Origin of the sequence: Gracilimonas tropica DSM 19535 (assembly GCF_000375425.1) — a bacterium.
GTDB lineage: Bacteria > Bacteroidota > Rhodothermia > Balneolales > Balneolaceae > Gracilimonas > Gracilimonas tropica.
In genome coordinates this window covers 373,713-400,401 of the sequence record NZ_AQXG01000001.1, presented here as the reverse complement: position 1 = coordinate 400,401, position 26,689 = coordinate 373,713, and the positions used below count along the sequence as shown (strand labels likewise).

The 26,689-nt window shown below is 44.3% G+C and carries 21 protein-coding genes; 9 read left to right on the top strand and 12 right to left on the bottom strand.

Features of this window, described 5'->3' with window-relative positions:
• Window positions 1–15: 15 nt before the first annotated feature.
• Both B151_RS0101810 and B151_RS0101805 read left to right on the top strand, forming a co-directional pair.
• Entirely contained in the window at window positions 16–936 is a 921-nt protein-coding gene (locus tag B151_RS0101810; protein WP_020401880.1) for an ABC transporter ATP-binding protein, read from the top strand.
• Window positions 936–2,231 carry an ABC transporter permease gene (locus B151_RS0101805; protein ID WP_020401879.1) on the top strand — a complete coding sequence of 432 codons (1,296 nt, stop codon included), beginning with the start codon at window positions 936–938 and terminating at the stop codon, window positions 2,229–2,231. The genes B151_RS0101810 and B151_RS0101805 overlap by 1 nt, the downstream gene beginning before the upstream one ends.
• A 91-nt stretch (window positions 2,232–2,322) precedes the next feature.
• Here the strand turns inward: B151_RS0101805 and B151_RS0101795 are convergent, their stop codons facing one another.
• Both B151_RS0101795 and hisN read right to left on the bottom strand, forming a co-directional pair.
• Complete coding sequence (locus tag B151_RS0101795; RefSeq protein ID WP_020401877.1) at window positions 2,323–4,599, bottom strand: hypothetical protein; 2,277 nt, start codon at window positions 4,597–4,599, stop codon at window positions 2,323–2,325.
• Window positions 4,599–5,369, bottom strand: coding sequence for a histidinol-phosphatase (gene hisN, locus B151_RS0101790; protein WP_020401876.1), 771 nt, complete (start codon window positions 5,367–5,369; stop codon window positions 4,599–4,601). Before hisN ends, B151_RS0101795 begins: the two co-directional genes overlap by 1 nt.
• A 61-nt stretch (window positions 5,370–5,430) precedes the next feature.
• Between hisN and B151_RS0101785 the strand changes: the two genes are divergently transcribed.
• A complete protein-coding gene (locus B151_RS0101785; protein ID WP_157470639.1) occupies window positions 5,431–6,018 on the top strand; it encodes a YceI family protein in 588 nt (195 codons plus the stop codon).
• 410 nt (window positions 6,019–6,428) lie between these two features.
• On the opposite strand, the gene B151_RS0101780 is transcribed toward B151_RS0101785, so the two are convergent.
• A complete protein-coding gene (locus tag B151_RS0101780) occupies window positions 6,429–7,670 on the bottom strand; it encodes a hypothetical protein (RefSeq protein ID WP_020401874.1) in 1,242 nt (413 codons plus the stop codon).
• Window positions 7,671–7,712: 42 nt separating this feature from the next.
• Window positions 7,713–8,270 (bottom strand): YceI family protein, encoded by a 558-nt coding sequence (locus B151_RS0101775; protein ID WP_020401873.1) that lies wholly within the window; start codon window positions 8,268–8,270, stop codon window positions 7,713–7,715.
• 433 nt (window positions 8,271–8,703) lie between these two features.
• Here B151_RS0101775 and B151_RS0101765 point away from each other — a divergent pair, with 433 nt between their 5' ends.
• Window positions 8,704–10,884, top strand: a complete 2,181-nt coding sequence (locus B151_RS0101765) for a Tex family protein (protein ID WP_020401872.1) — start codon at window positions 8,704–8,706, stop codon at window positions 10,882–10,884.
• A 212-nt stretch (window positions 10,885–11,096) separates the two neighbouring features.
• Here the strand turns inward: B151_RS0101765 and B151_RS0101760 are convergent, their stop codons facing one another.
• On the bottom strand, window positions 11,097–11,633 hold the full coding sequence (locus tag B151_RS0101760) for an REP-associated tyrosine transposase (protein WP_020401871.1): 537 nt from the start codon (window positions 11,631–11,633) through the stop codon (window positions 11,097–11,099).
• A gap of 250 nt (window positions 11,634–11,883) precedes the next feature.
• On the opposite strand from B151_RS0101760, the gene B151_RS0101755 reads away from it, so the two are divergent.
• On the top strand, window positions 11,884–13,062 hold the full coding sequence (locus tag B151_RS0101755) for an aspartate aminotransferase family protein (protein WP_020401870.1): 1,179 nt from the start codon (window positions 11,884–11,886) through the stop codon (window positions 13,060–13,062).
• 53 nt (window positions 13,063–13,115) lie between these two features.
• Here B151_RS0101755 and B151_RS0101750 read toward each other — a convergent pair whose 3' ends face one another.
• Window positions 13,116–14,294 (bottom strand): anhydro-N-acetylmuramic acid kinase, encoded by a 1,179-nt coding sequence (locus tag B151_RS0101750; RefSeq protein WP_020401869.1) that lies wholly within the window; start codon window positions 14,292–14,294, stop codon window positions 13,116–13,118.
• Window positions 14,295–14,355: 61 nt separating this feature from the next.
• Between B151_RS0101750 and B151_RS0101745 the strand changes: the two genes are divergently transcribed.
• The gene (locus tag B151_RS0101745) at window positions 14,356–14,601 is read left to right on the top strand and encodes a hypothetical protein (RefSeq protein ID WP_020401868.1); all 246 of its coding nucleotides are present in this window, start codon (window positions 14,356–14,358) and stop codon (window positions 14,599–14,601) included.
• Between the two features lie 88 nt (window positions 14,602–14,689).
• Window positions 14,690–16,399 carry a threonine synthase gene (thrC, locus tag B151_RS0101740; protein ID WP_020401867.1) on the top strand — a complete coding sequence of 570 codons (1,710 nt, stop codon included), beginning with the start codon at window positions 14,690–14,692 and terminating at the stop codon, window positions 16,397–16,399.
• Window positions 16,400–16,441: 42 nt separating this feature from the next.
• Here the strand turns inward: thrC and B151_RS0101735 are convergent, their stop codons facing one another.
• A complete protein-coding gene (locus B151_RS0101735; protein WP_026166417.1) occupies window positions 16,442–16,942 on the bottom strand; it encodes an HNH endonuclease in 501 nt (166 codons plus the stop codon).
• Between the two features lie 167 nt (window positions 16,943–17,109).
• Window positions 17,110–18,234, bottom strand: a complete 1,125-nt coding sequence (locus B151_RS0101730) for a hypothetical protein (protein ID WP_020401865.1) — start codon at window positions 18,232–18,234, stop codon at window positions 17,110–17,112.
• 540 nt (window positions 18,235–18,774) lie between these two features.
• Here B151_RS0101730 and B151_RS0101725 point away from each other — a divergent pair.
• Together B151_RS0101725 and B151_RS0101720 are read left to right on the top strand one after the other, a co-directional pair.
• A complete protein-coding gene (locus B151_RS0101725) occupies window positions 18,775–20,079 on the top strand; it encodes a Glu/Leu/Phe/Val family dehydrogenase (protein ID WP_020401864.1) in 1,305 nt (434 codons plus the stop codon).
• A gap of 3 nt (window positions 20,080–20,082) precedes the next feature.
• On the top strand, window positions 20,083–20,490 hold the full coding sequence (locus tag B151_RS0101720; RefSeq protein WP_020401863.1) for an ATP-binding protein: 408 nt from the start codon (window positions 20,083–20,085) through the stop codon (window positions 20,488–20,490).
• Window positions 20,491–20,643: 153 nt separating this feature from the next.
• Here the strand turns inward: B151_RS0101720 and B151_RS0101715 are convergent, their stop codons facing one another.
• From B151_RS0101715 to trxA, 4 genes are all read right to left on the bottom strand, one after another.
• Window positions 20,644–21,987 (bottom strand): TolC family protein, encoded by a 1,344-nt coding sequence (locus B151_RS0101715; RefSeq protein WP_020401862.1) that lies wholly within the window; start codon window positions 21,985–21,987, stop codon window positions 20,644–20,646.
• Between the two features lie 5 nt (window positions 21,988–21,992).
• The gene (locus B151_RS0101710) at window positions 21,993–25,103 is read right to left on the bottom strand and encodes an efflux RND transporter permease subunit (protein ID WP_020401861.1); all 3,111 of its coding nucleotides are present in this window, start codon (window positions 25,101–25,103) and stop codon (window positions 21,993–21,995) included.
• Window positions 25,100–26,176 (bottom strand): efflux RND transporter periplasmic adaptor subunit, encoded by a 1,077-nt coding sequence (locus B151_RS17685; protein WP_020401860.1) that lies wholly within the window; start codon window positions 26,174–26,176, stop codon window positions 25,100–25,102. The genes B151_RS0101710 and B151_RS17685 overlap by 4 nt, the downstream gene beginning before the upstream one ends.
• A 145-nt stretch (window positions 26,177–26,321) precedes the next feature.
• Complete coding sequence (gene trxA / locus B151_RS0101700) at window positions 26,322–26,648, bottom strand: thioredoxin (RefSeq protein ID WP_020401859.1); 327 nt, start codon at window positions 26,646–26,648, stop codon at window positions 26,322–26,324.
• Window positions 26,649–26,689 lie beyond the last annotated feature (41 nt).

Below are 26,689 nucleotides of genomic sequence, written 5' to 3'. Positions count from 1 at the left end.
AAAACAAAAAAACATATGGCAATTATAGAAGTTAAGAACGTTCGCAAGCACTTTGGTAAAACAAAGGCTGTGAACGATGTAAGTTTCGAGGTAAATAAGGGGCGAATATTTGGTTTACTTGGTCCCAACGGAGCAGGAAAAACCACGACCATTCGAATGATCAACTACATCCTTTCTCCCGATTCAGGGGAGATCACCATCAATGGGAATGTAGCCAGCCCGGAAACCCAAAAGGTAATTGGATATATGCCGGAAGAGCGTGGACTTTACAAGAAGATGAAGGTATTTGATCAGTTGATGTACCTTACGCAACTAAAAGGGATGGATTCAAAAAAAGCCAAAGAGGCCATAAATTATTGGCTTGATCGTTTTGATGCCTCGGATTGGAAACAGAAAGAGATCAGTGAGCTTTCCAAAGGGATGTCCCAAAAAATTCAGTTCATCGCCACCATCGCCCACGAACCGGATATATATATTTTTGATGAACCCTTCAGTGGCCTCGATCCCATCAACAGTGAAACCCTGAAAGAGATCATCATCGAACTTCGCGACCAGGGCAAAACGGTACTCTTTTCAACACACCGAATGGAACAGGTAGAACAGATGTGTGATGATATTTGCCTGTTTAATCAGGGTCAAGCGGTACTGACAGGGAACCTGCGGGAGATCAAAGCCTCATTTGGCAAGAACACCATTAACCTGGAATTCGACGGCGACGGGTCTTTCCTGGATACATTGGAGGATGTGCGCATTAATAACCGGTCTACTAATTTTGCCGAAATTCGAGTTCTAAACGGACAGAATATGCAGGATATCCTGAAGCTGGCCATGGATCATGCCGAGATCCATAAATTTGAACGAATTGAACCTTCACTAACAGAAATTTTCATCTCCACGGTGGGAGAAGACAACATCAAAAAAGCGGAGATCCAATAATGAGTTTTCAAAAAATCTGGCTTGTATTAAAACGCGAATACTTAACCCGCGTAAAAAGTAAATCTTTCATTCTGGTGACCGCCCTCACCCCTCTTGCTTTCGTCGCATTCATAGCGATCATTGTTTTCATCAGTATTTCAGAAACGGAAGTAGAAAAACAGATCGGTATACACGATGAAACCGGCGTGTTGGTGGAGCGGCTCATAGAGCTCAACCAAACCCGATATCTTGATGTATCCTCAGAACCGGTAGATTCACTCAGATCGGATGTATTGGATGGCGACCTGGATGGATTTATAGTTCTCACAGATTCTGTTCTCGTTCAAGGCAAAAGCCCGACTTTGGTGCACGGCGGATCTGGTGGGATTTCCTTTATTTCGGCCATCCGGGGAGATCTTCGGGATGCCGTTCGGGAAGCTCAACTGGAGCGGGCTAATGTTTCCCAGGAAGTGCGCGATATCTTTGAAACCCGAACCGGACTTGAAGCCATAAAATTAACCGAAGAAGGAGAAGCCGAAGACAATACCATCGTTGCCTCTCTGCTCGGATTTATTTTAGGGTTGATGATCTTCTTTGGGATTTTCTTCTACGGAGCCTGGCTAATGCGCAGCGTGATCGAAGAAAAAACCAATCGCGTGCTGGAAGTCATTGCAAGCTCTGTGAAACCCATCGAATTAATGTTTGGTAAGCTGTTTGGAGTGTTAAGTATTGCGCTTACGCAGTTTGTGATATGGATCGTTCTGTATTCCGGGATCTCGATCGCAGCCGCTCCAATCGCTGGAATGATCATGGAAGCCCAGATGAATTCCATTCCCGGAGGTGCATCCGAAGCCGCTTCCACCTTTGATCCCAGTACACTGAATAACTTTGTGGTGGAGCCGGTTATCTTTGTCTATTTCATTCTCTTCTTTTTACTCGGTTTCCTGATCTACAGTGCCATTTTTGCAGCTATTGGTGCCGCAGTAGAAACAGAGCAGGATTCACAGCAATTTATGCTGCCGGTAGGACTCCCAATTTTTGCCGGTTACATGCTCAACACCAAAGTGATGGAAGCACCCGATTCCACCCTTTCTACTTTTGTATCGCTGTTTCCGCTTACGGCTCCTATTAATATGATTTCGAGAATCGCTTCAACATCCGTTCCGCTTTGGCAAATCATATTATCAGTGATATTGATGATATTCACCTTCCTTGGAACCATGTGGCTGGCCGCCAAGATCTACCGGGTTGGCATTCTTATGTACGGCAAAAAGCCTTCTTTCAAAGAACTTGCCAAATGGGTGAAGCAGGGCTAATCCCTTCTTCTCTTTTGAAAGCTATAGAATACAAAAAGGCAGAAGTAAATTACTTCTGCCTTTTTTATACAACCGGATCAAAACTCTATGCTTAAAGAATTCTTCTGATCTTGGCCCTGACCCTTGGATCCATTTCTTCATTCAGTCGTTCCCGCATCAACTCTACTGTGGTTTTAGAGGAAAGATGCTGAATGGCATTTAATGCTTGAAAACGAATGCGGGCATCACGGTCTTCCAACAGCATAGCCATGGTCTGCTCCCAATAAGCTTCATTTTCTTCATATTGGATAAGCAAATCCAGTGCCTGAGTTCTGATCTCATATGGATAATTACCCAGGGCATATCGGTCGGCAATGGAAATAGATTCGCGGGTTGAGTCTTTAGCTATCGCAATTTCGAGTGCAGATATTGCCCGGTGGTGTTGATCATTTTGAGCAAGACGCTCTGTGATTCCACGAATATCTTCAGCAGTAGAAAGCTGCTGATAAGAACGCAAAGCTGTTTTAAAGACCGTATCCTGTTCGCTGCGCAACATGGTATTTCGAAGGGCATTCCTCACTCTTTCATTCTCGGGATAATTCACCAGTGAACGAATGGACGAAAGACGTATCGCCTGATTATCGGAATTCAAACCGGCTAAAAATGTCTCCTCGGTTCCCGTGGCCCCTTTTGTCAAAGTAGCCAAAGTTTCCAATAAAGCAGCCCTGACTTCCACATTTTCTTCATCCCGAAGAATATCCTGTATGGCCAACTGTACATCGGGATTATCCGTGAAAGACCGAAGCTGTTCTGCGGCCTGTATCTGAACGTCAGGTGATGTGTTTCTAAGCTGACGAATCAGGAACATGAACGGCTTTTCTTCCTGAAGAATGATATTCTGATCAGAGATAACATTCAATGTCACGTACTCCGTCCCTGACGATATATCAACATTTACCGTATCCCGGTCTCCGGTAAATGAAAGTTCTGATCTTGTGGTATCAGAGAACCCATATTCAGTGGTGCGAATATCAACAAGAGAAGTTACCGGATTCCCCACAGCCTCAAATGCCAGAGAAAGCCGGCTATCCATCTCATCATACAGATATTCAACCCGGTATGTAACCGGAGTATCGTCAGGTGAAGCACCTTGCTCGGCTCCAATGGCAATATCATACCAGAATTTTCCGACTTCATCATACCAAAAATCAGAATAGTCTTCCCAGCCGGTTACTCCTTTATATTGTTGAAGGAGTTCAGGAAGCGAGCCTTCAATAATCCTTTTTTGAAAATTTTCTTCCTTTAAAGCATGTGTACCTTGCAAACTGTTCCAGTGATCGATAGAACGGAGGCCGGTATTTTCCGCCAGTTTTCTATTTTGGGATGAACCGCTTACCAAGGCTTTCATGAATTCGTACCGACGATCAATAGGCGTCAGATACCGGTGGTAATTGCCGAACCACTGAGCCGCTATTCCTCTTTGCAATTGAGTTCTGAGAGAACCCAAATTCTGATACAAATACACCACACCGGCTCCTGTCTGAATTTCCTCCCAATGATGATCAGGCAACACCACGACGTGCAAATTTTCAAAAGGAAATTCAAACTCAAGTTCCTGTTCATACGTTTTGATGCTCTCTACGGCCACCTCAAGCAATCCGCTGCGAACCTCATCTATCAACCCATTTTCCGGAGTCCACAAGGAAACTTCTTTTACACCCGAACGGGCTGTTTCATGATCAAAATTACCGATGGCAAGGCTTATCCCAATAAGTGGTACCGGAGTTTCGGTGGACCAACTTACTTTTCTTTCGTTTGTTGAAGTGATCTCATCTGAAGTTCTTTCGCCGGTAAACACCACTTCTTTGTCTGCGGGAATAGTGATAACGGCACGTACTTTACTTTCAACTTCCGGATGATCAGGAATGGGAATCCAGTGGTTTTGCATTTGGGGGTTCAGAGATGTCCAGATATTTCCATATACGTCCTTATTAATGCCGTAGGGTGAAGAGCTTTCCCAATCGATCTTCATTTCTGTTTCACTTCCAAAGTGTAAAGTATCAGGAAGTTCAATGATCAATGAATCGTTGGTTATGCGAAATTCTGCCGGCTCCTGCCCAAAGGTTATTCCCCGGATATCAAGATCGGAAGTATTAAAAACCACTGAAGTAAGTCCCGGCCTTCGGGACCGGATTGTGTAAACCGCACTCGCTTTAATTGAAGGAGCTTCAGGAACAACTGATAGTTCCAAATCAACCTGTTTAAGCTGAAATGGCAGGTCCGGGTAAGCTTCATATTTCCACATGCCATCTGCATAAGGTTGAGCAACAATCCCGGTACAAAAGCCTGCAAAAAATAAAATAAGTATCAGATAATATTCTTTCTTCATTACTTAAAGTGCTTTTCCATGATTTCTTGTACGAGTGGAAACAGGTTTTTATTGGTAGAGTACCCGTTTCCTGAATGAATGGTTTGCTTTCCATGGGTGTCGCTGAATACGCCTCCGGATTCTTTCACTACAGGTAATAAAGCCGCCGCATCCCAAATGTTTAGTTCCGGATCGTACATCAGATCAGCCCGGCCGGTCGCAACCATCATATGACCGTAAGCATCTCCCCATGTTCTGTGTATTTTAGTTTTAGACAGAAGTTCCAAAAACAAGTCCTGTTGCCCCATTTCTCTAAACCGATCGATCTCAGTAACTAAAAAAGTAGCTTCTTCAAGCGTTTTGGTGTCTCGTACTTTACAGGGTTCTCCATTCAAGGTAGCTCCGTGGCCAATGGCAGCGGCACAGAGTTCTTCAAGTGCAGGTGCATAAATAATTCCCACCTGAGGTTCGTTATCTACAAGCACACCGATCAAAGTGGTATAAAAAGGAACTCCGTGAATAAAGGATTTTGTTCCATCAATGGGGTCAAGAATCCATTGTATGTTACTGTCGGGATTAGTCTTCCCGAACTCCTCCCCGATGATCCCATGTTCAGGGAATCGTTTTTGTATTTCGGCACGCATAACCTTTTCGGTCTCTTTATCGGCTATGGTAACCGGAGAGTCATCCGCTTTGGAAATGATATCGATCTCTTGTTGAAAATATTTTAGGGTATGATGTCCGCCGATCTTTGCAATTTCGGTGGCGGCTTGTAATAATTCTTGTATCATATGATCGTTTTATTCATAAAAAATTCAAACTACAGACGTACTTTTCCTCTAAACTATGAGCATGAAAAAAATTATACCAAAATTACTGATTCCGGCTTTATGTGCCGTTCCTGTGCTTGGTCACGCTCAAAATGGTAAAGTACAATTGAGCAACGAGAGTAAGTTAAGCATTAATGGAAAATCAAATGTAAATGATTTCCGCTGCCAATCGGAACATGAGCTCCAGCAAGATCCCATGGATTTCTCCTATCACTTGCATGGGGATACGGTAAACGTAGATGGTGTAGCACTGTCTTTGGAAGTGTCTAAATTTGATTGTGGGAAGAAAGCGATCAATCGCGATTTCAGAAGTACACTTAAATATAAAGAGCATCCATTCATCAATATTATTTTGAATGAGCTGGTGCTGGAGAACCAGGAAGACATCATACCTACTACAGCCAAAGTGACGATCATCATTGCCGGTGAGGAACAAAAATATGATGTTCCGCTGAATGCATTTGAAAGCCGTGAAAATTCCGTTCTTGTGGGTGGCAGTAAAGTGTTGCGCATGACCGATTTTGGCCTCACTCCTCCCGCCCCCATGTTTGGCCTTATACAAGTAAGCGACGAACTGGAAGTACAATTTGATCTGGTAATTCAATTATAAAATTCATCCTCTCGGAACGCTGCACCTTACTCCGCGTAAAACCAAAAGGCCTGATTCCCTCCATCTACCCTATTACCGGCATTCCTTTTCTCGCAGAGACTCGCTGCTGAACCGCTGAGTTGCGCTGAGTCAACCATGTCTCAACCAGCTATTGAACTCTGCGAAACACTGCGCCCTACTCCGCGAAAATCCGCGCGAAACCGAAAAGCCTAATTCCCTCCATCTACCCTATTCCGGCATTCCTTTTCTCGCAGAGGCTCGCTGATGAACCGCTGAGTTGCGAGGATTGTATATCAATTTCCCAAAAACAAAAAAACCATCCGCTTTTAAACAGATGGTTTTTTGATACCAACTCGTAAAAAAAGGGACGAGCCTTTCACAACTCGCCCCCTTCCTATGAGGTCGGTATATTAGAAGCTAATTACAGCTTCTAACATGATTCCGCTAAATTCGCCACCTTCGTAAAGAGAGCCATTCCAGCCATCTCCACTGTAAGATTGTTTTACATACTCAAGTTTAGTGAGCACATTGTCGGTCATGAACCAGCCACCGCCTACGTTTATTCTGCTGATATCACGAGTAGGTCCGTCTTCAAAACTTTCACCGGTTACAAGGTTGTATCGGCCACCCAAGTAAATGTTTTCATCCACTCCGAATCTGTAAAGGGCTTCTGCACCTAACTGAGTGAAAGAACCACCGGCATCTCTGTTATTGCTTGTCATTTCGTAGACTCCGAAGAATTCAAGGCCCTGGAATTTCACGAAAGGGTTGATCTGGAAAGCAGTGTGAGAAGAGAATCCAGGATTGAAACGACCTGAGAAGTCGCCACCTTCCATAACAGCGTAGTAACGTCCACCGGCACGGTCACCACCGAAGATGTAGTCGCGAGTATTACCATCAGTACTGTTGTAGAAAGAACCGGTTAGTCGCACACGAAGGTCTTCGTTCAGTTGTTTGTCATAACCAACTTTACCGTAAACTACCATACCTTCATCACTTGAAGTCACACTTTGGTTCAAACGTCCGTTAGTGGCACCGATTACTGCAAGGATTCCATTGTTTTGAACAGTTACTTCAGCAAAAGGCTCAGTGGTGAAGTTATCCATCAGGTAATTACCTACAAAAGGATTGTACAGAGCAGCAGCGTTGTCTGAACGACGGAAGTGCGCATCACCATAGTTGATCTCATCCATACCTACTTTAATAGTAACCATGTCCATCAGGTCTGCAAGGAAGTCCTCTTGAATAAAGTCAAGCTTATCCACTTGCATATAACCGCCTTTCACGTACGCTTCAGTGTGGTGACGAGAAGACAGATAGGTTCTGAGGTGCATTCTCAGCCCATCATAAAGCTGAACATCCAGATTAAGGTTTGCAGTAGGCAGGTTAAAGTTATTTCCAAGATCGGCTAAAGAATCGCCGGAGTTTTCTTGAGAAATACCCTGGAACTGGAGGGCGAAATCGCCTCCCACACGTACTACCAATCCGTCGAATTCAACGTCAGTAGTTTTTGGGGTTTCGAATACATTCAGTCCGGCTTTGTCAGGGGATCTGAAGTATTGTAAATCACGGGATTGCTGGGCATAAGCCGAGGCGCCCCCAATGAGTAATGCCATAAGTAAGGTTGTGATATATTTGGCTTGAGTTTTCATGACCTTAGGATTTAGGTTGTTTAGTGTTTGATTTAAAAGGTTTTATTGAGCGAATTTAACGTTGAATTTCACATCCACTTTTTCGCCGGCTTTAATAGTTCCGAACATCGCAGTTGGAGGTGATACATCGTAATCCACCATGTTTATAGTTTGAGTTCCTTCAAATAGGACGGACCCGTCTTCCTGGAGTTCGTAGTTAACCTCCATCTGGACATCCTTAGTTACCCCTGCTATGGTAAGTTTACCGCTGGCGATCAATGCGCCGTTCTTAACTTCATTTATCTCGGACAATACATATGAGATTTCAGGGTTTTTCTTCACCTTCAGGGCATCATCAATACGACTGTCCATACCGCCCTTACCGCTGTTAATTTCTTTGGCGATGACGGTAAAATTAAGAGATGAGATGGTTACGAGGGAATCATCTGCTACTTCTATTTCTGCAGCACCGGAAAATTCCTCGGCAGGAGCTTCCCAGTCGTGAACGTTAGACGTACCGATGACCATCATTTCGCTTTCTTCCTGAACGATACTGTAGCTTTGCGCTAAAACAGTAACGGCACTAAAAGTCAATATCAGAGTGGTTATGAATTTATACATGTTCGACCTCATTGGTTTTTTTGTTAGAAACAATCATTTGGTTGATTAATTCGATACCAAGATCTTCATCAATCATGAAGAAAAAATGAAGAAAATTCACAAAATTTTACGCACTCAAAATATTTTAAATTAGCTACTTAAACGAAAACTATTTTTGAGCGTATATGAAGATTTAATGAAATTTTGCAATGTATTTTCTGAACGATGAGAAAAGGAGTCAAGTCCGTTAAATAGACCAGGTTTTTAGAAAACAGTCTTAGACTTATTAATATAACCTCCAATTCAACATCCGAAGCAATCCGCCCTATCAGTGTTATCCGCGCTCCATTCTAATGTTGATATCATCAGTCCAAAATTTCCTCATTTAAAATTCAATATTTCCCTCTGCCCTTCTTATTTTCACCGTCCGATTTTTTTGAACCAATTATCATCAATGAGCGATACCAAGATTTTCAGTTTTTTAGCATCTCAACTTAATTTTAGCAGCAAACAGATCAGCACCGTAGCCAAATTTCTGGATGAGGGTGCCACGGTTCCTTTTTTGGCCCGATACCGAAAAGAGGCCACCGACGGGCTTGATGAAGAACAGATCCGGGCCATTCGCGACGGGCTCGAAACCCAGCGCACGCTCGAAGCCCGAAAGGAAACTATCCTCAAATCCATCAAAGAGCAGGATAAGCTAACCGATGAGCTGGAAGAGCAGATCATCAACTGCACCGACCTGAAGACGCTGGAGGATATCTATCTCCCCTACAAACAAAAGCGCAAAACCCGCGGCGACAAAGCCAAGGAAAAAGGGCTGGAACCTCTTGCGAAGCTGATCTGGGAACAAGAGATCACATCCGGCGATCCGGAGGAATATGCCAGGGAGTACATCAACCCGGAAAATGAAGTGGAAACGGTGGAAGATGCTTTTGACGGTGCCACCGACATTGTAGCTGAATGGATCAACGAAAGCCTGGAAGTTCGGGATATGCTGCGCGATGTATTTTCGAAGCATGCGAATATCGTCACCAAGAAAAACCCTACCGTAAAAGAGCGGACCAATTTTGAGGATTACTATGAGTTTTCGTCTAAAGTGGACAAGCTGAAGCCATATCAGATCCTGGCTATCAATCGGGGTGAACGGGAAAATGTGCTGTTTGTGAATGTGGATCTTTGGGAAGAACGTACGCTGGAAAATATTGATGATAAAGTGATCACCAACGATCTCAGTATCTTCACCGAATATCTGCAGGATGCCGTTGAAGATGCCTACAAACGCCTCCTCTTTCCTTCCCTGGAACGAGAACTCCGCAGCGAACTCACCGACAAAGCCGATGCGCACGCCATAGAGACCTTCGCCACCAATCTCGGTAATTTGCTGATGCAGCCTCCTTTGGATAAGAAAGTGGTAATGGGCATTGATCCCGCTTTTCGAAGCGGATGTAAAGTGGCCGTTGTAGATCAGCATGGGAAATACCTGGAAGGAACCACCACCTATCCCACTCCCCCGCAAAATAAAGTGGCGGAAGCCGAAGTGGTTTTTGAGCAGTATATCGATAAGTATGGCGTGGAGCTGATCGCTATCGGAAACGGAACGGCAAGTCGTGAGACCGAGCAAATTGTGGCCGAATTTCTTCAGAAGCGAAAAGAGAAACATCCTGATGAAGAACTGCACTATCTCATTGTGAATGAAGCCGGAGCTTCGGTGTACTCGGCATCAAAAGTCGCACGGGAAGAGTTTCCTGACCTGGAGGCCGCTCAGCGTGGTAATATCTCCATTGCCCGACGAGTTCAGGATCCGCTGGCCGAGTTGGTGAAGATCGATCCGAAATCGATCGGAGTTGGGTTGTATCAGCATGATGTCAATCAAAACCAGCTATCCGGCAAACTGGATGATGTAGTGGAAAGCTGTGTGAACGAAGTGGGTGTGAATTTGAATACCGCTTCGGCTCCATTGTTATCTCATATTTCCGGATTGAGCAAGCGGGTTGCACAGAATATTGTAAAACACCGAGAGGAAAAAGGCATTTTCGTGGATCGAAATCAGATCAAAGATATCGAGGGCGTGGGCGATTTCCGTTTCCAGCAGGCCGCCGGATTCATGCGTATCCCCGAGTCCAAAAACCCCTTGGATAATACCGCCATTCACCCAGAAAGTTATGAGGCTGCAGAAAAGCTGTGTAATCTGTTTGGCATAAATCTGGAGAATCTTTCTGAAGAAAAAGACAAGATCGCATCCAAGTTCAGCAATGTGAACCTGAAAGAAACGGCTGAGCAAATTGGCGTCGGCGTTCCAACGCTGGAGCTTATCATTGAAAACTTGCAGAAGCCCGGTCGTGATCCTCGTGAATCTCTTCCAAAACCATTGCTCAGAACCGATGTGATGAAAATGGAAGACCTGAAAGAAGGTCAGCAGCTTGAAGGAACCGTCCGTAACGTAGTCGATTTCGGTGCTTTCGTAGATATCGGCGTAAAGCAGGATGGCCTGCTGCACATCTCCAACATGAGCGACAAAAAGAAAGTGGAAGATCCTCATGATGTGGTGAGTGTAGGCGATATTCTGAGCCTGGAGATCATCTCGCTGGATCTTGAGCGTGGAAGGATTGGGTTGAAGTTGGTGGGCGGTTAATAGACCTAAGTTATTGGGAAATGGTTAGTCGTGGATAATGCAACTGCAAAGAATTACGATCATCCTTTCCCAAACCCTTTATGAACTTTTATGGAGTACCGTTAACTAAATAAGCAACTCAATCTAACGAGAACTTTACAATTCTTGAGGATTTTGTACTCGTTCCGAACGGCCCGTTCGGAATGCATGACGGAACCGCCGGTTCCACTTTGTTAGCCTGAGTAGATAGTAATAGGAATCACCCCTTCCTGTCCCAAGTAATTCCTTGCAGAAGAATATCGCCAATGCTCTGCCCGACCGACAAAACCAGCACTCACGGGATTAAAATGTATATAATCCAACTTCTGATTCACCATCTCATCATTAAAAAGTTGTTTAGGGTGAAACCCTTCCTCCCAAACTTGATAATCGGATCTCAATTTATGTCTTAGTTTTCTAAAAGCTATCTGACTTAACAATTTACTGTTCCCATTCTCTGTTAATAGATCGACCATGCTTCGTGCCATATATGATTTTGTAAGTCTCAATTTCTTAGCTAAATCTATTCCCTGTACAATAGCATGAAAATGATTTCCCATGATTACATATCCATAAACTATTACCTTCCGTTCTGTTTGAAGATATGTCAAACTCTCTAAAACGATCTGTGCCAACTCGGGCTTCGAAAGAAGTGGCAATCCATCTATTATTGTACTTGTGATGAAGTATGGATAATGTTCTTCGTATATTTTATACCGGCTTCGTCCCATGACTTACTCTTTACTTTTATATAGTTAGAGCAATTTGAGGGCGATTCCTTACAGAATTAATTTTATGCAATCTAATTCACTACTTTTGAACCAGCGGTTCTGTCATTCATTCCCAACCAGCGGTTGGGAACGAGAATCCTCTTCCGAGGATTCTTTAGAATACTCGGTACGAACGGCCAGCTCGTAATGGATGACGGAACCTTCAGTTCCAAATTATTAACACTAATATCACATTTATCACTACCCTCACATGAACAAAGCACAGCAGCTTGAAAAGCAGTATCACTTCCAGGTTTATAATCGCATTCCCGTAACGCTTTCGCACGGTAAGGGTGCGCTGGTTTGGGATACCGAAGGCAATGAATATCTGGATGCTTTCGGCGGACTGGCGGTAAATAACCTCGGACATTGTCATCCGAAAGTGGTAGCAGCCATTAAAGAACAATCCGAAAAGCTGCTGCATGCCTCCAATTTCTTTTATAATGAGCCGCAGAGTTTACTGGCTGAAAAGCTGGCCAAGATTTCAGGACTTGATCGCGTGTTCTTCTGTAACAGCGGTGTGGAGGCCATGGAGGCATGTGTGAAACTCGCCCGTAAATGGGGCAAAAAGCATGGCAAATCCGGAAATATGATCACACTCAGCGAAGGATTTCATGGCCGTTCAGTTACAACCATCGCGATGGGTATGCCGAGTTATGCCGAAGGATTTGATCCGTTGCCGGAGGGTTTCGAGCAGGTTCCTTTTAATGATTTTGAGGCTTTGAAAGCTGCAGCCAATGAAGATACCATCGCCATTGCTTTTGAAACCATTCAGGGCTCCGGCGGAGTGAATGTGATCGATCCTGACTTCATGCAGAAGACACGAGCTTTGTGTGATGAACTCAATATTCTGATGATCATTGATGAAGTGCAGTGTGGGATCGGGCGCTCCGGGAAGTTTTACGCTTATCAGCATTTTGATGTGATGCCGGATATTGTGGCTACTGCCAAAGCCCTGGCCGGTGGAATTCCCGTTGGAGCCATCATAGCCAAAGAGGAAGTAGCGTCTGCATTTGGATTTGGAGATCATGGAACCACATTTGGCGGAAATCCTTTTACCTGTCATGTTGCAAACGCTGCATTGGAAGCCATTGAAGAAGAAAATATCGTGCAGCAAGCCGCCGAAAAAGGCCTGTTCATGATGGATCTGCTGGAAGAAAAATTGAAAGGAAACCCCAATGTAAAAGATATCCGGGGAAAAGGATTGATGATCGGTGTGGAGTTAGATCGTCCGGCCCGGCCTGTGATTGATAAGATGTTTGAATATAATGTCTTGGGAAATGCGGCTCATGGAACCGTGGTACGCTTCTTACCGCCGTTGGTCATCACCGAAAAACAGATCGAGAAAGTCGTGGATGTGCTGGTTATGGCTCTTGAACAGACCGCTTGATTGAACACGGATAAAACTCCAATTTTTAATTTAGAATTTTACATTTTAATTCCCTACCCCGGTAAACTGATCTTCCCCAAATGCACCTTCTCCTCCGTAACCCCCGGAATTGCAAATCCATCTCCGGCTACTAATTCATTGGCGAAAAAGGCCATCATTGCTGCTTCTTTGGCATCGGGGTGAATGCCGAGCTCGTTGAAAGGTTTGAAATTGGCATGGGGAATTCGGCCGTTAAGATCGTTTAACAGCGTTTCGTTATGCGTTCCGCCACCGCTTATAAAACAGTCGAACTGCTGCTCTCCAACAATCTCATCCACTGCCCGGACAATACTTTGCGAGGTTATGGCTGTAAGTGTCGCCACAAGGTCGGCCGGCTCAAGTTCAATACCATGCCCTTCCATCAACTGTTCGATGTAAGAAAGCTGAAAATCCTCTTGACCGGTGGTTTTAGGAAATGGTTTTCGGAAATAGGGTTCCAGCAGCACGTACTTCACCAACTCAGAATGAATAGTTCCCGAAGCAGCAATTTTTCCTCCATCGTCGTATGGCATTCTAAAATAAGTTTGCATGGCTTCATTGATGAGTGTGTTAGCCGGACCGGTGTCCGTTGCGAATGTTTGTTCTCCGGATTTTCTGGACGGAAGCCAGCTTATGTTTGCAATACCGCCCAAATTTAAAAGCATGCGATGCTGCTGATCATCCCGAAAAAACAGTTCATCAAAAATACCGGCCAAAGGAGCTCCCTCTCCCCCAACCGCTGTGTGTTTTTGGCGGAAATCAGACACCGTGATAACCCCTGATGTCTGTGAAATATGATCTCCATCCACCATTTGTAAAGTTGAGTGAATTTGTCCCTCTGTTTCAGCCGGGGCATGATATACCGTTTGGCCATGACTGCCAATCAGATCCACATCCCGGGGATTCACGTTCCACTTTTTCAGCAGTTTGAGCACTTTCTCTGCATACCAAATTCCCAGCTCAGAATGCATCAGTGTTAAATCGTGTGTTTGCGTTTGCTCTTTGGATTGGATGCTTCGAAGGCGCATTCGCTGTTCGTCCGTATATTCACACGTATCAAACTCAAGAATATCGAGTTTGGCCTCTTTACCTGAACGCTTGATCTTGCAAAGTGCCACATCAAGCCCGTCAAGAGCGGTTCCTGACATCAACCCAACAATAACACGTTCCGGCTTTTTTGAAATTTCACAAAGTTTTGACAAATATTTATTCATAGTTTCCAATTGAATTTTCACTCGTGAAGGCCATTCAAATCCTTCCAAGAAACTACACAAAATGAGCGAACCAACCGAAGACGAAATCAAAGCTTTTATTGAAGATGTGGAATTTTTGGTGAACACATTGAAAGAGAGTTTTGAAAGCAATGAAGCCCAATTTTTTATTGATGAACGCAATGAGATCCTCTATGTAAAGCTGGAAGGCTTGAACGATTACAGCGAGGATGAAATCGAGGAAATTGCAAGTGAAGTTCTGGACGAACTCGATCTTGATTTCGAAGAGATTATTTTACTTCCTTTATGATCTGAATCCCCAAAAAAGCGCTTTTTTATCTATTTTTTGATACCTTCACTACCAGAAAAAAGAAGACCATTTATCATACCATTATTTTATGAAAGCCAGTAATTCCGGATACACCATGAGCTGCATTATGTGCGGCAAAATTAACGATGAGAGCGAGACTAGTACGTATTGCACGGAATGTGGCGGAGTGCTTGATATTGAGTACAACGAGGCTCGAAAAGAGATCCAGTATCCTTTGAAGGAAATTAAACCTGATCCGCTGAAAAGCCATTTTACTCCACTAAAAAAACTTAACCGGCTTTCGGAAAGATATGGAGCTGAACTTTACGGTAAGCTTGAATTTGAACATCCTACCGGTTGCTTTAAAGATCGGGGAAGCTATATAGAAGTGCAGAAAGCGCTGGAGCTGGGAGCGGATGCGATCTGCCTCGCCTCCACCGGAAATATGGCGGCTTCCGTTGCTGCTTATGCCTGTTATTTCAAGATTCCGTGTTTTGTGTTTGTGCCGGAAAAAACGCCGGAAGTAAAACTGGCTCAGGCAACTATTTATGACGCCACCATCATCAAGATCAAAGGCGATTTCATGGTGTGTGAAAAACTCTGCCGGGAATTCGCTAAATCCGGAAACTACTATCTGGCCGGTGATTATGTATTTCGTCAGGAAGGACAAAAGTCGTTTTCTTATGAGTTGTACGAGCAAGGCATCACCGATTTCGATTACATATTTGTACCTATTGGTGCCGGAACAAACTTTGCTGCCATTTACAAAGGATACAAAGAAATGAAGGCGGCCGGACTGATCGACAAGATCCCCCATTTTGTTGCGGTTCAACCCGAACAAAGCTCGCCGGTGGTGGAGGGCATTTTTAAAAAGGATAAGATCGTTAAAGACCAGGTAAACACCATGGCTGATGCTGTGGCAGTTGGCGATCCACTGGATTTCTATAAAGTACTTCGGGGCATTGAAGAAACCGACGGTTCGGCTTTTACGGCAACCGAAAACGAGTTACTTGAATCTATGAAGGAAATGACGGTGGAAGAAGGATATTTCACCGAACCCGCTTGTGCTATTCCACTGGCTACCTTCAAAAATAATCTGGACCAGTTTAAAGGGAAAAAATGCTTGTTTGTGTTAACGGGAACCGGATTGAAGAGTTCTCACATCGTGGCTAAATATTCTCTTTCTTCCCCGGTTCTGCCTCCCAACCTGGAACGTATTCAGCAATACATTGAATCCGGTTTTGTTGAGATGCAAAAAGAAAGCTGGGGACAATCCCGAAATACCGGTTTCGAGAATGTGAGCATGGATGAAGGACATTCCAAACTCTATGAAGAGTATGTCCATAACATCAACCGAAAGGGGAAAACACTGAAGGAAGAAGAGATCAAAGTCCTTCGCTCGCTGGTATATAATGAGGATGCTAATCTGGAGCATCCTGTTGAAGTGGTAGACTACAAACTTACCATGCGCAAACACGGACTGGTGAGTGCTGCCGTGAAACTTAGAATTGATGGCGGTGAAGAAGTAATTTCCCTGGACCAAGGCGTTGGGCCGATCGATGCAATCTTAACGGCCATCAAAGCTGAAACCGATTCTTTTCTTCCGCTTGAAGTGATCAATCACGAAGTAGAGATCCTGAGCCCTGACACCGATTCATTGGTGATCGTAACGCTGACCTTAGAAAAAGAAGGGCATAAATTCACCTCCAAAGGCGCCTCTCCTGATACACTGGAAGCTGTCATTCAGGCATTCGTGAAAGGACTGGCCGTAGCTAATAAAGCTTTAGCAGTGGGTTGATTTATGATGAAGTGATTGAGTGATTAAATCATCAAAAATCTATCACGTCATGTAAAGGTAGGGTTTCCATGGCTCTTGAACGCTTCCATTGGAATCCCGGAAAAAAGTGATTGGGACCGGACGATAAGGCTTGCTGTGCAGTGGCATCTGAGCTTCTTTAGGCGTGCGGTTGCCTTTCTTAACGTTACACTTGTCGCAAGCGGTAGTCAGGTTTTCCCAGGTGTCTTTACCGCCCCTGCTTTTGGGTAAAATATGATCTATGGTAAGGTCCGATCTTTTACCACAATACTGGCAGGTATAATCATCTCTGCGCATCACATTTCTTCTGGACAGTACGATCTTGGAATATGGCACATTAATGTAGTTTCTAAGGCGAATCACCGAAGGAAATTGAAACGATTCCTGTACCGTACGAACTTCCTTTTCAGGATCATCATGAAGTAATTCTGCCTTTTCCAAAAAGATAAGTTTCATCGAGCGCTGTACCGAACAAATACTCAATGGTTGATAGTCTTGATTCAAGACCAGGACATTCGCGTTCATAGTGCATCCGTTTTGGTTACTGTTGATGATATGTCAGTTTCTAACTCTTTCATGGAGAATGCAGTATATGAAAACAAAAAAAGGCGCCCCACATATAAAGTGCTTATATGTGGGACGCCTTAGTATGGGATATTTGGACTTAAATATCAATAGCCAATCATATGATGTCAAAAACCTACCATTTGAAGCAGTTCTTGACGAACCTGATCATTAATTGAGATAGCCAAAATAATGGATACTGCTAATCCGATGAGTGCATAACTAAGGTCTTTAAATGCCATTCCAAATACTTTCTTCAGAGGGCGACCATGTTCTTTTCCGTCCATGATGCTCATCCCAAGTTCACGTCCTGCAAGTAATCCAAGGAATACCCATGTAGTACTCATAGGTACTGTACTAATCGTCAATTTGTAGACCAAAAGAATGGAATATACAAAGTCGATAATTGTTGCCGACCGGATATCAGTGACCCGCGATTTTTCGGTAACGATCTCCTGAATACGGTCGCCTCTCAGGTAAAAGAGCAGTCCCAATCCAAAGAAAATGAACAGAGAGAAACCAAGGAATTGATTGAAATCAAGCGATCTGGGTAAATACACGGCAATATTAGCTGCATCCTGCATCACCCAAACAGCCCATAGCGTACCGGATATGATCCACTGCAAAGGCAACCAGATTTTGCTCGGTTCCCCATTAAATCTTTTTTCAAGCGTATTGGTAACGATCAGCCATACTACCAATCCGGCAATAAGTGCCAGTCCATATCCTTGTAAACTCTTGCCTAATACGGAAGTGATCCCTTCTGCTGAACTTGCAAATGCACTCAATAAAAGAAAAGTGGTAGAAACCGGCATCCGCATTCGGGTGAGGATCAATAAGAAAATCGGAGCCGCAACCTGCAGAAATGAAAAATCGGTTGGTGCCTGTGAAAATCCTTTTGAGGTTAGCCGCTGATAGGTTACATCACCATCATAAATGTACCAACTTGCAGTTACCGTGATCAAGAATATACCGCCGATCCAAAGCCACAGAACCCACCATTTCTTATCTGAGTTGGAAGCCAGGAAGGTACCGATCGTTTGTATACTATCATTTGCGATGGCTGAGTAACCGGCAAATAAAAACCCAACCCACATAGCAATTTTGGCATAAGGAAACGCAATTCCGGCCAAGAAGAAAAACAGGCCTATGAGTCCTATAAATACACGTTCCTGTTTAATGACATCATAAAAGCCGGTGGGAATAAACCGCTCAATGGGACTTTCGCTTGTATTAGATTCTGAATCTGACATTTATTTGATTTGTGTGCTGAATTTGAGACCTAAGGGTAAAAACCAAATGTTAAGACAGTGTTATGAATCGCAAATACTCCCAATGCTTAACAATAAGTTAACAGTGATGATTGATTCCGATTCCAACATTTCCCCAAACGATCTCTTAAGTCTTAAGCGAGCCCAAATATCATCTTCAAAAAACATTGCATCCAGAACGGTGACTTAAGAGCTATAGCCAGAAATTCCCCAAGTCTTCAGACTTGAAATGCTGTTGCTTTCCATGCTCCTAATTCTCCAAAACAGAGAAGATCCATTGAGTAAACATATCCCACTTATATTGATTGCCAGAGCAGACTGCCCGACTTACAACCTTTTGATTAAAATCTGCTTTATAAAAAAAGGTTATATACACTCATCTTAAAAGAAATCCTCAATGGACTAAAATTATCTATTCAATTTGCCGAAAAGGAGTAATAGTTTTCCATATTAGTTTCTATATTTGGAACCGCTTTTTTGAGTGATATAGCTAATAAATAATCTTACTTCATACTATTTGCAATGCCCAACAAAGAATCAGCTAACGGCGGCTACTACAAAGAACCGGTTCCTCACATTACCCACGACTCCCCTTTTGCTTCCATGATGGAGCGGTTTCGCTTTGCGGCGGAACTACTGGACCTGGATGAAGGTGTTTTCAAGTATCTCTCCAGCCCTGAAAAAGTAGTTATGGTTTCCATACCGGTAACCATGGATGACGGACGAATCGAAGTTTTTGAGGGATATCGTGTGATCCATAACAGTATTTTAGGTCCCTCGAAAGGTGGCATCCGTTATTCCGATGATGTTACCATCGATGAAGTAAAAGCCCTGGCTGCGTGGATGACCTGGAAATGTGCCGTTGTAAATGTTCCTTTTGGAGGGGCAAAAGGCGGTGTACGTGTCAATCCCAAAGAACTATCCCAACCGGAGCTGGAACGACTAACCCGACGATACACGGCCAACATGTATGATGTATTTGGTCCGGATCGTGACATCCCTGCTCCCGATATGAATACCAATGAGCAGATCATGGCATGGATCATGGATACCTACAGCATGAAACAGAAAAAAACTGAAACAGCTGTGGTTACCGGTAAGCCCATCATCCTTGGAGGCTCCAAGGGACGAAAAGAAGCTACCGGCCGCGGAGTGGTAACCTGTACGCTGGCTGCACTCGGAAAGCTACGGATCTCCCCAAGCAATACTTCTGTGGTGGTACAAGGATTTGGAAATGTAGGGTCTGTATCCGCCCAGTTGATGTACGAACAGGGAGCCAAAGTGATCGCGATCAGCGATATTAGCGGAGGCTATTATAACAAAGACGGTATCGATATTCCGGAAGCAATACGATACGCACAGGCCCACGGAAATTCGCTGGAAGGCTTTGAGGGAGCAGAAAAAATTTCCAATCAAAATTTATTGGAATTGGAATGTGATGTTCTGATACCGGCAGCCAAGGAAGATCAGATCAATAAAGACAATGCAGCTAAGATAAATGCCAAGATCATTGCTGAGGGCGCAAATGGTCCGGTGACGCATAACGCCGATAAGATCCTTGAAGAAAAAGGAATCATGGTTGTACCCGATATACTCGCAAATGCGGGAGGAGTTACGGTTTCTTATTTCGAATGGGTGCAAGACCGGCACGGCTATTTCTGGACTGAAGAACGCGTTAACCGACGCCTGAACCGGATGATGAGAGAAGCATTTGACAACTTGTTTATGGTGAGTGAAAAGTATAGTATTACGCTCCGACAGGCGGCTTACATGTATGCTATCGATCGGGTAGCTACCACGCTTAAATTGCGCGGCATTTATGCATAAATAATGAAATTGATCCACACCCTTACCCTCCAATCCACTTACGAAGAAGTTGAACGTGTAGAGGAATTGCTCAACACCCTTCAAGAAGAGCTTTCCTTTGGCGATGACTTTTATGCACGACTAATGCTTGCTGTTTCAGAAGCAGCAACAAATGGAATTGTCCACGGCAATAAGCTGGATGCTTCAAAAGAAGTTGAGATCAAGGTTTACCGGTCTGATCAGAAACTTATCTTTGAAACCAAAGATCAGGGGCAAGGGTTTGATCCGGAAGAAATTCCTGACCCCTTGGCAGAAGAAAATTTACTAAAAACAAGCGGTCGGGGAGTTTTCCTTATGGAAGAATATGCCGATGCGGTCGATTATTCAGAAAACGGAACCTGTCTTACACTTACCTTTAACTTGCCGGATTGATCTTTCCCTTCCGCTCCAACGCAGAGCGTGTGGAGCTAGATGGTAACGGTGACTTAAGAGTTATAGCAAAATCCTCAAGTCTTCAAACTTGAAAAGATCTTACGGGCAGTTATGTAAAATTTGCGGGTAATCGGGCAAGCTGCCCGATCTACGTTATTCAGCCCGGGAAAGTAATCTTCCGCTTAACCTTAAGAGTTCTATTTCGGCTGATTTTGCAGCAATTTGAGCTTCAATCAGGCGGTTCTCGGCATTCAGTAAACTTTGCTGTGCTTCCCTTAATTCTATAGAACTTATGGTTCCTAATTCAAAGCGTTCAAGCGCAATATCCACCGTTTGTTTATTGATCTCCAGATTCTCTTCTTCCAGATCGATCAAAGCCAATGCATCATCATATTGGGTATAGACCCGGCTTACATTAGCCCGAATCTGAAGCTCGAGATCTTCTCTCCTCAGTTGCTCATTCTTCAAAGCAATGCGGGCATTTTCTTGCCTTCTCTGCCTGTTAAATCCATCAAAAAGGTTCAAGCTGGCTGTTACTCCATATCTAAGTCCCTTGGTCTCGGAAAACTCAGCAAAGCCGGTAGAAGCCTCAGTTCTTGAATAACCATATCCACCGGTAACATCGATTTGTGGAAGCCATTCTCCCCTGATCTCCCTGATCTCAGCTTCAGCAACTTCTTCGTTTAGACGAGTCAAAGTGAGATCTTTATTCTGGGCCAAGGCTTCAGCCATCAGAGCTTCCAAAGAGAGTTTCTCTGCAAGAATGATCTCAGGATCTACCAGAAAATCGGTATTGGTAGTATCACCGAGAATGGTTGTAAGCAATACTTTAAGCTGATTTAAATTTGTTTGTGACCGGATGAGCGCTGCTTTATCGGTGTTAAGATCGGCCCGGGCTAACAAAAGTTCGTATTCTGATCCGGAACCAAGGTCGCGTGCTGTTTCTGCTATACGGATCCGCTCTTTTGAGATCTCGACCGTATTCTGAAGAACCTGTGCTGCCTTTTGCTGCCCTGCTACCTGATAATAGCCTGTGATGATATCAGCCAAAACCAGCTCGATCCGGTTTCTGACCTCTACTTCACTTATCTCAGAAAGAACAGACAAGCGGTCTAAAGTGGCAAACATCGTCAATCCATCAAAAATACGCCATGATGCATTGATGCCGTAATTGTAAACAGTTGTCTGAGCACCCTGGTCATCCCGGTCCGGAATATTTGCTCCATAGCGGGTGACGTTATCCTCCACTCTTTTATTCAACCCGGCTTCTGCAGATATCACCGGAAGAAACCCGGCATTTCCAATACTGTTATTGTTCTCTGAAATCCGCGCTTCATTTTCTGCAATTCGAATAGCAAAATTCCGTTCCATACCATACCTGATCGCATCTTCCAGGCTTAGGCTTTGTTGGGCTCGACTTTCTTCCGCATTTAAAATTCCAATTGCGATGGCCATAAAAACTACAGACCATACTTTAACTCTTTGGGAAATTTTCATGATGGCTATGCTGATACTTCTGAAGTTTCGAGGTTTTCTAATTTCTTAAAAGTCTCATCGTCAATAGCGCCTTTGGATGAACGCTCTGTTGAGAAATAAGAATAGAGTGCGGGGATCACATATAAAGTGAGAATACTGGCGAAGATCAATCCTCCTATGATCGCGATTCCCATCGACTTACGGCTTTCAGCGCCGGCACCTAACGCAAGGGCAATAGGCAAAATGCCTAACACTGTGGATAAACTGGTCATAAGTATAGGACGAAAACGAGCCACTGAAGCATCCTTAATAGCTTCAAGAACCGAAAGTCCCTGAACCTGTCGCTGGTTGGCAAATTCTACGATCAGGATCCCATTCTTGGTTACCAATCCGATCAGCATCACCATACCGATCTGACTGAAGATGTTGAGCGTCTGATTGAAATACCAAAGGGTAAGCAATGCACCGGTGAGAGCCAGTGGTACGGTAAACATAATCACCAAAGGATCGCGGAAGCTTTCAAATTGAGCCGAAAGCACAAGATAGACCAGCAGCAGAGCCAGTAAAAATGCATAAAGTAAGCTGGAAGAGCTTTCTACAAAATCCCGGGAAGGCCCTGACAGCGATGTGGTATAACTTTCGTCAAGCACCTGTTCAGCGATTGCATCCATGGCGTCAATTCCATCTCCGATGGTGTAACCCGGAGCCAAACTGGCAGAAACCGTGGCCGATGCATACCGATTAAAGCGATATAATTGAGGCGGACTGCTTTGCTCAGTCAAAGTTACCAGGTTATCTAACTGGATGATCTCGCCCCTGTTGTTTCGAACATATAAACTTCTCAGGTCAAGCGGTTCGTCCCGGTCTTCCCGGCTCATCTGACCTATTACCTGATACTGCTTCCCGCCTTTCAGAAAATATCCAAACCGCTGTCCACTGTAGGCCAACTGCAAGGTTTGGGCAATATCTCTGGTGGAAACACCCAGATCGCGTGCACGGTCTCTGTCGATACGGATCTCAACTTCCGGTTTGTTGAACTTCAGGTTTACATCTACAAACGCAAAAGCCGGATTCTGCCGAGCTTGATTTAAAAACTCCGGAATGATCTCTTTCAACTCATCATTGGTACCGGCTTGAAGAACATACTGTACAGGCTGTCCCCCTCGACCTCCACCAATACTTTGCTCCTGGGCAATGAATGTACGAGCTCCACTCAGATCCTGAACTTTTGTGGACAGATCATTATAGATCTCTTGTTGAGATCGTTCACGTTCATCTGCCGGAGAAAGAATAATACGGCCAAATCCCGAGTTTACCGAGCTGGAAGCTCCAAATCCCGGAGAGGTCACAGTGATCAAACCATCGAGTTCAGGCACTTCATCCATCAGGAACTGGGTAAGCTGATCCATATAGTGATCCATGTATTCAAACGTAGCTCCTTCCGGTGCCGATGCACTTACGATCAAACGCCCCCGGTCTTCCAAAGGAGCAAGCTCTTGCTGCAAATTTGCGTAAAATAGCCAAATACCAAATCCACAAATAACGATCACCAGGAAAGCCACCCATCTTTTCTCCATAAAAGCTTCCAGGCTGGATTTGTATTTTGCATTCAGCCATTTGAAGAACGGTTCCGTTTTCTTATAAAAAGTACTGTGCTTGGAATCGGATGTTAAAATTTTGGTGGTAAGCATTGGGGTTAACGTCAATGCTACAAAAGAGGAAATGATAATTGCACCTGCCATAACCACGCCAAACTCGAGGAACAATCGTCCGGTAATTCCTCCCAAAAACAAGATCGGGGTAAACACAGCAACAAGGGAAAGTGAGGTAGCCACTACAGCAAAGAAGATCTCTCTTGAGCCGAGGATACCAGCTTCGATCACATTCATTCCGTCTTCGATCTTGGCGTAAATATTCTCCAGAACTACGATCGCATCATCAACTACCAAACCAATGGCCAAGACGATCGCCAAAAGAGTTAGCACATTGATAGAAAAACCGGCCATGTACATCACAAAGAACGTCCCGATCAGTGCAATCGGAATTACAATAACCGGTATAATGGTGGTCCTTAGATCTCTCAAAAACAGGAAAATGATCAAAATTACCAAAGCAAGGGCCAGGAAAATGGTTTGCTGCACCTCGTCAATAGAAGCCCGCACATACTCAGTGGTATCAAAACCGACAGCGGTTTGAATATCCGGAGGCAGGTCTTTTTTGATTTGCTCAACCCTGTTATAAAATTCGTCAGCGATCTCAATTTGGTTCGCCCCCGGTTGCGGCACGATCACCACTCCCACCATAGGCACCCCATTCCGCTTCAGTATAGTTCGCTGATTAGCAGCTCCCAGTTCTGCGTTCCCAATATCCCTGAAACGCACAACATTTCCATCTTGCTCACTGATGATCAGGTTATTGAACTCTTCCGGCTCGTACAAACGACCTTGTGTACGTACCGTCAACTCAGTCATATCTCCTTCAATTCGTCCTGACGGGAGCTCTACATTTTCATTTTGAAGAGCTTGCTGAACATCAAGCGGAGTTAATTTATAAGCAGCCAGGCGAAGAGGATCGAGCCATAAACGCATGGAATACTGTTTCTCACCCCAGATCTGCACACTGCTGACTCCCGGTATCGTTTGCACGCGCTCCTTGAAATCATTCATAGCAACATCAGAAAGATCAAGCAGATTGCGTTTGTCACTGCGTACATTCAGGAAAACAATGGGACTGGCATCAGCATCTGCTTTTGAAACTACCGGAGGATCAGCATCCGGCGGAAGTTCACGCACTGCTCTCGAAACCCTCGACTGTACATCATTTGCAGCGTTATCAAGATCGATCTCCAGCTCAAATTCTACGGTGATGGTACTTCGCCCTTCACGACTTACGGAAGTCATTGTGCGGATCCCGGCAATACCGTTGATCTCTTCTTCCAGCGGCTCTGTGATCTGTGACTCGATCACATCCGCATTGGCTCCGGTGTAAGATGTACTTACGGTAACGATAGGAGGTTCAGTAGCAGGATACTCACGAATCCCCAAAAAAGTGAACGCCACAATACCCAGGATCAGGATCACCAGCGACATTACCGTAGCCAATACCGGCCGGCGTATACTCAGCGACGATAAACTCATAGCTCGATCTCCTTAAATTTGTCTATCCGGTTCACTTTCACGTTGGATCCGTTACGGACTTGTAATAAACCTGTGGTAAGTACCGTATCACCCGGAGCGAGTCCGTCTGTTATTTGTACATATCGGTCGGTTCGGATCCCTGTTGTAACCGGCTGTTCCTGTACCACCCCATTCTCAAGCACGAACACTTTTTGACCCTGCAGTTCGGGGATCACAGAAATGGCCGGGATCATAAGTGCATCGTTAATTTCTTCAAGCACCAATTCAATATTTGCAAAAGCGCCGGGAAGCAACCTTCCATCAGGATTCTGAGCCAAAGCTCTCATCTTCAGCGTTCGGGTTTGCGTGTTTATTCTCGGCTCAACCGCATAAATCTCTGCTTCAAAATCCTGATCCTGTCCTTGCACACTGAAAATGACCCGATTTCCTTCTTTAACGATCCCCGCATATCGTTCCGGAATCGAAAATTCTACTTTTACCGGGTTGATGGATTGTAAATTGGCGATCTCTGATGTCGGCGATATGTAACTTCCATTACTTACATAACGCAGCCCCACTACCCCATCAAAGGGGGCATAGATCTCGGTCTTATCGATCTGTGCCTGTATGAGATCAACTTGGGACTTAAGTACATTCAGCTCATTCAGTGTGGCATCGTATTGCTCTTGACTGATCCCTCCCCGCTCCAGCAGTTGCTTTTGCCGCTCTTCACGGACTTCTGCTAAATTGAGTCGATATTCAGCCTGTTGTAATTGAGCCTGTAACTCACTGTCGTTGATCTTAAGTAAGAGCTCTCCTTCTTCCACCTGTTGGCCTTCTTCAAGATAAAGTTCTACGATCTTACCTGATATTTCACTTCTAATATCTACTTCTTCATTGGCAAGCAGCGTACCGGTACTATAGATCTTGTTCTCAAAGAGCTGAGGTTCAACCAAATGAACATCAACAGACAAAGCGTTTTGATTTCCGCTATTGGCCGGAGATGCTGCTTCTCCCCCCAGGCTTCTTAATTTTGGAATAGCGAGCAGAGCCAATACAACCAGCACGCCAAGGATGATGAGTATACGTTTCATAGGAAAATTAATTTGGAGTGAACATCAAAGGTAACCACTAACGGGCAGTAAGCATTCTTACTTCTTGAAAAGGCTTGTAAAAAATTACACAATAAAAAAAGCGATGCCGGTCTGACATCGCTTTCATAAAAGTATTTTAAACCGTTTAGTTCACTTGAGCTTCTAACTGTTTAGTGAGCTGGGATTTCGGTACAGCACCCACGATCTGATCCACAACTTCTCCATTCTTGAAAATGAGCAGAGAAGGTATACTGCGGATTCCGTATTTCACAGAAACTTCCGGATTGCTGTCAACATCCACTTTTCCGATCTTCGCTTTGCCTTCATATTCGCCGGCAAGCTCTTCTACGATCGGCCCGATCATGCGGCATGGACCACACCATTCTGCCCAGAAATCAACCAGAACCGGTTTATCTGAATTCAATACTTCATCATCGAAATTACTGTCGGTAAATTCAATTGGTTTTGCCATAATGCTTTGAGATTTGATTTATGTGATTTTCTTTAATCTTG

Coding starts and splice junctions, on each gene's coding strand:
- thrC (WP_020401867.1), top strand. CDS start 14,690: ATGAAAGCCAGTAATTCCGGATACACCATGAGCTGCATTATGTGCGGC.
- B151_RS0101810 (WP_020401880.1), top strand. CDS start 16: ATGGCAATTATAGAAGTTAAGAACGTTCGCAAGCACTTTGGTAAAACA.
- B151_RS0101805 (WP_020401879.1), top strand. CDS start 936: ATGAGTTTTCAAAAAATCTGGCTTGTATTAAAACGCGAATACTTAACC.
- B151_RS17685 (WP_020401860.1), bottom strand. CDS start 26,176: ATGAAACGTATACTCATCATCCTTGGCGTGCTGGTTGTATTGGCTCTG.
- B151_RS0101735 (WP_026166417.1), bottom strand. CDS start 16,942: ATGAACGCGAATGTCCTGGTCTTGAATCAAGACTATCAACCATTGAGT.
- B151_RS0101760 (WP_020401871.1), bottom strand. CDS start 11,633: ATGGGACGAAGCCGGTATAAAATATACGAAGAACATTATCCATACTTC.
- B151_RS0101715 (WP_020401862.1), bottom strand. CDS start 21,987: ATGAAAATTTCCCAAAGAGTTAAAGTATGGTCTGTAGTTTTTATGGCC.
- B151_RS0101755 (WP_020401870.1), top strand. CDS start 11,884: ATGAACAAAGCACAGCAGCTTGAAAAGCAGTATCACTTCCAGGTTTAT.
- B151_RS0101775 (WP_020401873.1), bottom strand. CDS start 8,270: ATGTATAAATTCATAACCACTCTGATATTGACTTTTAGTGCCGTTACT.
- B151_RS0101765 (WP_020401872.1), top strand. CDS start 8,704: ATGAGCGATACCAAGATTTTCAGTTTTTTAGCATCTCAACTTAATTTT.
- B151_RS0101710 (WP_020401861.1), bottom strand. CDS start 25,103: ATGAGTTTATCGTCGCTGAGTATACGCCGGCCGGTATTGGCTACGGTA.
- hisN (WP_020401876.1), bottom strand. CDS start 5,369: ATGATACAAGAATTATTACAAGCCGCCACCGAAATTGCAAAGATCGGC.
- B151_RS0101730 (WP_020401865.1), bottom strand. CDS start 18,234: ATGTCAGATTCAGAATCTAATACAAGCGAAAGTCCCATTGAGCGGTTT.
- B151_RS0101785 (WP_157470639.1), top strand. CDS start 5,431: ATGAAAAAAATTATACCAAAATTACTGATTCCGGCTTTATGTGCCGTT.
- B151_RS0101745 (WP_020401868.1), top strand. CDS start 14,356: ATGAGCGAACCAACCGAAGACGAAATCAAAGCTTTTATTGAAGATGTG.
- B151_RS0101750 (WP_020401869.1), bottom strand. CDS start 14,294: ATGAATAAATATTTGTCAAAACTTTGTGAAATTTCAAAAAAGCCGGAA.
- B151_RS0101780 (WP_020401874.1), bottom strand. CDS start 7,670: ATGAAAACTCAAGCCAAATATATCACAACCTTACTTATGGCATTACTC.
- B151_RS0101725 (WP_020401864.1), top strand. CDS start 18,775: ATGCCCAACAAAGAATCAGCTAACGGCGGCTACTACAAAGAACCGGTT.
- B151_RS0101720 (WP_020401863.1), top strand. CDS start 20,083: ATGAAATTGATCCACACCCTTACCCTCCAATCCACTTACGAAGAAGTT.
- B151_RS0101795 (WP_020401877.1), bottom strand. CDS start 4,599: ATGAAGAAAGAATATTATCTGATACTTATTTTATTTTTTGCAGGCTTT.
- trxA (WP_020401859.1), bottom strand. CDS start 26,648: ATGGCAAAACCAATTGAATTTACCGACAGTAATTTCGATGATGAAGTA.